This is a genomic window from Okeania sp. SIO3B5 (genome assembly GCF_010692555.1).
Classification (GTDB): domain Bacteria; phylum Cyanobacteriota; class Cyanobacteriia; order Cyanobacteriales; family Microcoleaceae; genus Okeania.
Map to the genome: position 1 here is coordinate 1 of NZ_JAAHHG010000245.1, position 7,984 is coordinate 7,984.

The following is a 7,984-nucleotide window of genomic DNA, read 5'->3' on the forward strand; positions in this document are numbered from 1 at the left end:
AGGAGACAGGAGACAGGAGACAGGAGACAGGAGGAACGGGGAATTATAGAGGAAGTAGGAGTAAGAATTTTCCCTTTATTTTTCTGCCATAGTCAGCCCAAAATACTAGCTTTTTGAGCGTTTTCAACTAAAAAAGGCGCACTTTTTTAGGCCTTAAAAATTCTCAAACCTTTATATATCAATACTTTTATCATTAATCAGCAAGCCCTTATTAGTTCTCAAAATAAAACGTAGGTATTAGTTAATACTAATATTATCTGAAGCTCTGCATAATTTACGAATACTTTTAACCCATTTTAAAAATTATTCCATCCAATTTTTCGCCCTACTAACAGCTTTTTGCCAAACCATAAAACTTTTTTGCACTTTTGCAGCATTTTCACCGGGTTCAAACACTTGCCCAACTCTACTATTATTCACCAATTTGTGATAGTCATCCCATAAACCTACTGTCAAACCAGCAGCAAAAGCAGCTCCTTGAGCAGTAGCATCAATAAACCCAGGGCGTTCAACAGGAATACCTAACAAATCTGCCTGAAATTGCATTAAAAAATTATTTTGCGAACCTCCACCATCAACTTTTAGATTAGTCATTAGAGTTCCGCTATCTTTATTCAGAGCATCCACAACCTCCTTAACTTGAAAAGCAATTGATTCTAAAACAGCTCTCACCATGTTTTCCCGCTTCACACCTCCAGTAATTCCGAGAAAAGCACCGCGAGCATTCATATCCCAATGAGGGGCACCGAGACCACTTAAAGCAGGTACAAAATAAACACCGTTAGTATCTTCGACTTGCATTGCCAGATGTTCAGTTTCTGCTGCGGAGTCTATGAGTTTCAATCCATCCCGTAACCACTGAATACAAGCTCCTGTGGTAAACATTGCCCCCTCTAGAGCGTAAGCTGTTTTCAAATCACCGTTTATTTGTTGAGTCCATCCAATAGTTGATAATAGTTGATTTTGAGATTTAGTAAGACTATCTCCAGTATTAGCAATCAAAAAACTACCTGTACCGTAAGTACATTTTAACATTCCGGGGCGATCGCAACCATGGGCAAATAAGGCAGCTTGTTGGTCTCCTAAAACTGTAGCTATAGGAATTGATACTCCTAATAAGTCTGCTTTTGTTTTGCCGAATATGCTGAAACTTGGTTTGATTTCCGGCATTATTTCTCTAGGAATTTGAAACAAGTCTAATAATTCTCTATCCCAATTTAGGGATTCAATATTCATTAACATAGTGCGACTGGCGTTACTATGGTCGGTGGCGTGAATTTGCCCACCAGTTAGTTTCCACAAAATCCAAGTATCGATAGTACCTGCCAATACGTTATTGAGGTTAATATTGGGTTGTTCTCGCTTTAACCACTCCAGCATCCAGGATAGTTTTGTCGCTGAGAAGTAAGCATCTAAAACTAATCCGGTACAGTTTTGAATTTTTTCTGCTTTGCCTTTTGCTGCTAACTCTCGAATCATGGGTGCGGTGCGACGGTCTTGCCAAACTATTGCTTTGTGCAGGGGTTTACCTGTAGTTTTATCCCAGAGAAGACAAGTTTCTCGTTGTACTGTTAAACCGATAGCTTCTAAATTTGAGGGGGAAATATTAGTATTTCGGAACACTTGTTCTATCATGGCATAAGTGTCTTCCCATATTTCTTCTGGGTTGTGTTCTAACCAACCGGGATGAGGGTAATATTGGGTAAGTTCTTTGTAAGCTTGACCGATACTAGCGCCTTGAGAATTGAATAATATTGCTCGGTTGCCTGTTGTACCGAGGTCGAGAGCTAGGATGTATTTTTCGGTGTCTTTAGTCATAAAAAATTATTTTTTTAAAAAAGCGATCAGCATTCAGCAGTCAGCAGTCAGCAGTAAACGTTTAGAAGGGGATTTAAATCCAGAGCTGCTAAAAGCTAATAGCTAGTTAACTGCAATAGTAATAGTCGGTTCGGGATTTTTTTTATTTACCACGATTACCGCTATTTTGACTAGAGATTTTAATTTTTCTTATTATTGTTCTGGGTATTGGGTATTATAGTAGTGGGCGCTGGTGTAAGTAGGTAGGTGAGAAAATTTACAACTACGTCATTGCGACTGGAACGGAGTGGAAGGAAGCAATCTCAAGGGTTTCGACGGCATAAACATTTCGTTACATAGTTTCGTTACATAGTGACGTTTATTCGCGCCTAGCTACTTATACCAAATTGATAAATGTTTGCTATAAATAGCTAGGGTATTTCGTAAGAATTTCCTACGGAATGCTCTGCAAAAAGAATTCAGAATGAATAGATTTAATGCCATTTTTGATGTTGTAAATTATCTTTTTCGTCACATAGACTTGACTTTCTTATGGAGTCTTTTGATAGTGCTTATTATTCGTAACATTATTTTTTCAAAATGGTATTATAGGTAAGCATTCAGCCGTCAGCTATCAGCTATTGCTTTTAGTTTTAGATCAAAGCTTTACTAATTGAGGCAGAATTTATACTTACTATAAAAGCTGGCTGTAAAGTCTATATTCATTTAAACCTCCTCATAAGAGCTAACAGCTAATAGCTAATAGCTGAATCCTTACTTATAGATTGCAGGAACTAGCTAATAGCTAATAGCTAAAAGTCTGGTATTGTCATCGGTTTTTTATTCCCCTTATTGTCTTTCGATTTGCAGAATTTATACTTACTATAAAAGCTGGCTGTAAAGTCTATATTCATTTAAACCTCCTCATAAGAGCTAACAGCTAATAGCTAATAGCTGAATCCTTACTTATAGATTGCAGGAACTAGCTAATAGCTAATAGCTAAAAGTCTGGTATTGTCATCGGTTTTTTATTCCCCTTATTGTCTTTCGATTTGCTGATTGCTGACCGCTGACTGCTGACCGCTTCTTTATAATATTCGATATAATCTGACGTTTTGAATTGTGGTTTCTAGAAAGTATTTTTTTTCTAAATATTGATTGAGATGATTTCTATATTTTGGACTAATATTATCTTTTTCTGCTAGTAATATATAACTGGGATTTTTCGCCATGATTTTATCTAATTCTTGCAGAGCATCTGTAGGCAAAATTTGAGACATGGCTGTTAAATGACTAGGAAAAGCATATTTTGTGGGAATTTTTGTGGGAACTAGGTAATAAATTATTGGTTCATAATTGACGACATATATATAATCTGTCGGTCTAATTCTCTGCTGTAGATATTTAGCAATCAAAGCTTCTCTGTCATCCCATGTATCTATTTTTTTTATATATCGATAATAAATAAATTCCCAATTTTTACTTAATTTGTTATAACCTGCTTGGGTAAAAGGATATATTAAAATTAGGAATAGAAGTATATTTGACAAGGCAAAAGGGAAGTTAATATAAAATTTTCGGGAATTGATCGTAACGGTTTTTTTCTGTTTCTTGGCTTCTTCATATAAATCTTGACTTCTAGATTTTTTTTGAGGTAAATGAACAGATTTAATCATGATATAGCTACTAATTAGACACAAAGGAGGTAATAATTGTAAAAAGTAATGATTATAAAATCGCTTTGATAATAAAACTGCTAAAAAAGCACAGCTAAACCACAAAAATAAATAGATTAAATTTCGTTCTTGTTTTAATTTACCTCTAGCAAAGACAAACAAATAAACCGGACTCCAAAATAAACATAACCACAATAAAATATTTCCTAATACCTGTTTCTTGAGTCTACTGAAAAGGTCTGACCAAGAAAAATTGAGCATTGCTACATATTTACTATTCGTAGTGAGGGTTGCATAAATATATTCATCAAAATATCCTGAAAATTGATAAATAATTGCGATGATAATGGCAGGTAAAATTAAGCCTGCACCTAAAATCATGTAAAACTTAAATAGGGAAAAGGAAATATTTTTGAATATCTCTATAGTCTGAACTTTATTTTGAAGTTTTATTTTTTTCTTCCTACTTTCTGCTTCTTCCTTCTTCCTTCTTCCTTCTTCTTTCCGAAATAAACTTCCCAATAAAGTTAATCCCAAAACATCCATAACTACTAAATATTTGATTTGCATCCCTATTCCTAAAATTAGACCGATAAAAAATACTTTAATATTTGACGGTTTCCTATTCCGAAATAATAATAAAAATGCTCCTGTCACTAAAGGAGCAAACAAAATTTCTGCATTCGCAGCAGCACCATCATTATGTAGGGAAAAAATGGCGTATAATGCTCCTGCTAATAATCCAATTTTCTCTCCTTGTTTTTTGTCAATTACTGCACCAATGCTATATAAGAAATAACTGGTAAAAGTTGTGGCGATAATGGATAAGATTCTGATTGATACTATAGATTTTCCTAAGATTAGCATTGTTAGGGAAAATAAGATAAAAATTCCTGGAGGTTTATTATCCCAAATTTCTATATAAGGGAGGTTGCTGTTTAATAGATTATCTGCTCCTAATATATAGATGCTTTCGTCTTTGTCTAATACTGATACAAATAATGTCCAGAATCTGAGGAAGAATGATAATAGTAGAAATGCTAGAAAAATTATTAGTTTTTGATTGATTTTTTTGGTCATTTGCAGAAGGAAGAGGGAATACCGTTTCACGGAAGTTATAAGTCAAAAGTCAAAAGTCAAAAGTAAGATTTTATCAGCTCAAAACTTTGATAATACAGTAATTTTAGGAAATTATTTAACACTGAATTGGTATCAGAAGGGTTTAGTTGAATTTAAACTTCACAGATTCATAAAATAGTCTCAAATATATATAGGCAGAGGGTTTTACGTTAAAAAGGTATACATCCTTAACTGTCGAGGGTTTCCTTAAGTCATGCTATACATTTTTGGAGCTTCACAAGATGATATTTTGCTTTGTCTTGCTGTCTGAGTATCCTTTCTATATATTCAGTGATGAAATACTGTTCTTGTGTTGAATAAAAAGTCATGCGTAGGGGCGAACGATCCCCAATGATTAAATCTTATCATAATTTTTTTGGGGATGCAAGAGGAAAAACCTTGCCGATTTTTTGGAGCTTCATAAAATGATGATTTTGGTTTGTAAATATAGCGATCGCTTCTACCTGAGCAATATTATTGATGTGTTGATGGTTTTAGTGTCTGAGTATCTCTTCTATATATTCAGTGGGGAAATGTTATTTTTGCGTTGATTAAAAAGTCATGCGTAGGGGCGAACGATCCCCAATGATTAAATCTTATCATAATTTTTTTGGGGATGCAAGAGGAAAAACCTTGCCGATTTTTTTTGAGCTTCACAAAATGATAATTTTTCTTTGTTTCTGAATGTATCCCACTAGCTAAATAGGTTAGGGCAATTATCAACACTCAAACTCACTTAGGGATTACTTCTAACTTTTGACTTTTGACTTTTGATTTTTGACTTGAACGTAGCGATCGCTATGAGTAAATATTATAGATGTGTTGATGGGGTGAAAATTTTTCGGCGTTGTCACTGTTTTTTGCTGGTGCTTCACAGAATGATGATTTTTCTGGTGTTTTGATGGTGTGAGTATCTCTTCTATATATTCAGTGGCGATATGCTGTTTTTATGTTGAATAAAAAGTCATGCTTAGGGGCGAACACCACCCAATAATTAAATCGTATCATGATTTTTTTGGCGACGCAAGAGGAATATCCTTGCCGATTTTTTTGAGCTTCACAAAATGATGATTTTGGTTTGTGAATATAGTGTTGGCGGAGCAAGTGCGGTAGCTACATTGCTATGAGTAAATATTATAGATGTGTTGATGGGGTGAAAATTTTTCGGCGTTGTCACTGTTTTTTTGCTGGTGCTTCACAGAATGATGATTTTTCTGGTGTTTTGATGGTGTGAGCATCTCTTCTATATATATTCAGTGGCGATATGCTGTTTTTGCGTTGAATAAAAAGTCATGCGTAGGGACGAGCAACCCCCAATAATTAAAGGGCTAAAGAGTTCTCCCGCCATCGCATACTATACGAAAACCAAAATTGCTGAAGTAGTTGCCGCGCCTATTGCTGTAGCTACGAATAGCAGAACGGCAGTTATCAGAATTGTCGAACCAGGAACCGCCACGCAGCGGAGAACGATTATCATTTCCATCTAACCAAGCACTTCCATCTGTAGGCGCACCTTTATAATTATCATGCCATTCATCAGCACACCATTCCGAAACATTGCCGTGCATATCGTACAAACCAAAAGCATTAGCAGGAAAAATTCCTACATCTGTTGTTTCTTGACGATATTTTCCTTTCGGTTCATCAGCATAAGTAGAGCCGCCACGATAGTTAGCTAACTCAGACGTTATAGTTTTGCCAAAATAAAATGGTGTGTTTGTTCCTGCTCGGCAAGCATATTCCCACTGACTCTCACTGGGTAAACTATATTTTTTACCTGTTTTTTGTGAAATTTTCTGACAATATTCTGTCGCGTCGTCCCAACTTACACTTTCTACAGGACGGTTTGCATCTTTAAAGTAAGAAGGATTATATCCCATAACTGCTTCCCACTGTGCTTGAGTGACTGGATACTTTCCCATAAAAAATTCTGGCACTTCTACATAATGTTGTGGACTTTCACTATATCTTCTCTTTACTTCTGTCTCTGGAGAACCCATGAGAAATCTACCTGCAGGAATTTTTACCATTTCTAGGGTGACTCCATTGCCGATATTTTCTGTCATTACTTCTGCTTGATGTTGAGGGCGACTAATTATTTCTCCTCTGCTGTTAACTGTGACGGTGGTAAATGTCTGAATGGGAATTTTTGATTGTGGTATTCTACTCCACAAATCTTTAGTTAACATTGCTGCAACAAACCCATTCCCTGCTAAACCTCCTAATATTAATATTTGTCTTCTGGTTTTATGAGGTTGGGTTTGAGTTTTAGGTATAGATGAAGTTATTGGTACTGGTTTTGGTTGTGGTGTGAGTGTAGGTTTTGTTTTTGGTATAGATTGAATTGTTGGTGCTGGTTTTGGTTGTGGTGGAGTTTGAATCTTTAATGCTTCTAATACTTCAGTAGCATTTTTATAACGTTCTCGAAAATACTCCTGCACCATCCTATCTAATATATTTGCTAGATGGTTACTTACTTGTGCTTGGTTTCTCCAGATTATATTTCCTGTCTCTTGATCTGTTGGTAAGCTTTTTGGTTCTTTTCCTGTCAGTGCTTTTATTCCTAACATTCCCACTGCATAGATATCACTACTCAGTCTTGGTTTGCCATTACTTTGTTCGCTTGGCATATAACCAGGTGTTCCGACTGCCACAGTTAAAGTTGTTGTTCCTGGTTGGCTTGCTGTGGTTAATACATTTATTTCTTTGACTGCTCCAAAGTCGATTAATACTATTTTTTTGTCTGACTTACGACGCATCAAGTTTTCTGGTTTGATGTCTCGATGAATAATATTATTTTGATGAGCTACTGCTAATGCTGATAATATTCCTTTGAGTAGGGCAATAGTATAAGACTCGCTTAATTTTTTTCCTGGTGTTAGTTCTTTGCTTATATCTTGCCCTTCTACATATTCTTGTACTAGGTAAAATTCTGTTCCTTCCTGAAAATGGGCAAATAATTTTGGTATTTGCTCTGAGTCTTTGCCTAGTTTGTATAAGGTTTCTGCTTCTCTCTCAAATAATCTTTGGGCAATAGCTAAAACTACTGGATCTGAACTTTTGGGTGATAGATGTTTGACTACGCATTTTGGTTTGCCTGGTAAGTCTAAGTCTTGAGCTAGGTAGGTATCTCCGAATCCTCCACTTCCTAGAGTGTCTATTATTTTGTAGTGATTTCTCAGGATTTTTCCTGGCTGCATGATTTTGAGGTTAAATTAGGAAAATATCACGTTTTTGGCCTGATTATTTTGAGTATATATGAGCGCACCTTTTCCATTATGTTTACGATATCATGTCAAGTTTTTTTTGGCAACCCATTTTCTCGCTCTTTTTGAGGATTTTCTCCTTTTTTCTCTGATGGGCAAATTTTCAGTCTACTGCCGTACTCTATC

General features: G+C 35.6%; 5 protein-coding genes. 1 reads left to right on the forward strand and 4 read right to left on the reverse strand.

Going from position 1 to position 7,984, the window contains the following annotated elements; translation table 11 throughout:
• Nucleotides 1–303: 303 nt before the first annotated feature.
• Together glpK and F6K54_RS26060 are read right to left on the reverse strand one after the other, a co-directional pair.
• Nucleotides 304–1,818, reverse strand: a complete 1,515-nt coding sequence (gene glpK / locus F6K54_RS26055; RefSeq protein WP_293083972.1) for a glycerol kinase GlpK — start codon at nucleotides 1,816–1,818, stop codon at nucleotides 304–306.
• Nucleotides 1,819–2,885: 1,067 nt separating this feature from the next.
• Entirely contained in the window at nucleotides 2,886–4,553 is a 1,668-nt protein-coding gene (locus F6K54_RS26060; RefSeq protein ID WP_293083975.1) for a glycosyltransferase family 39 protein, read from the reverse strand.
• A 464-nt stretch (nucleotides 4,554–5,017) separates the two neighbouring features.
• Between F6K54_RS26060 and F6K54_RS26065 the strand changes: the two genes are divergently transcribed.
• Nucleotides 5,018–5,143, forward strand: coding sequence for a hypothetical protein (locus tag F6K54_RS26065; protein WP_293083978.1), 126 nt, complete (start codon nucleotides 5,018–5,020; stop codon nucleotides 5,141–5,143).
• Nucleotides 5,144–5,341: 198 nt separating this feature from the next.
• Here the strand turns inward: F6K54_RS26065 and F6K54_RS26070 are convergent, their stop codons facing one another.
• Together F6K54_RS26070 and F6K54_RS26075 are read right to left on the reverse strand one after the other, a co-directional pair.
• Nucleotides 5,342–5,467 carry a hypothetical protein gene (locus F6K54_RS26070; protein WP_293083981.1) on the reverse strand — a complete coding sequence of 42 codons (126 nt, stop codon included), beginning with the start codon at nucleotides 5,465–5,467 and terminating at the stop codon, nucleotides 5,342–5,344.
• A 453-nt stretch (nucleotides 5,468–5,920) separates the two neighbouring features.
• Nucleotides 5,921–7,792, reverse strand: coding sequence for a bifunctional serine/threonine-protein kinase/formylglycine-generating enzyme family protein (locus F6K54_RS26075; protein WP_293083983.1), 1,872 nt, complete (start codon nucleotides 7,790–7,792; stop codon nucleotides 5,921–5,923).
• Nucleotides 7,793–7,984 lie beyond the last annotated feature (192 nt).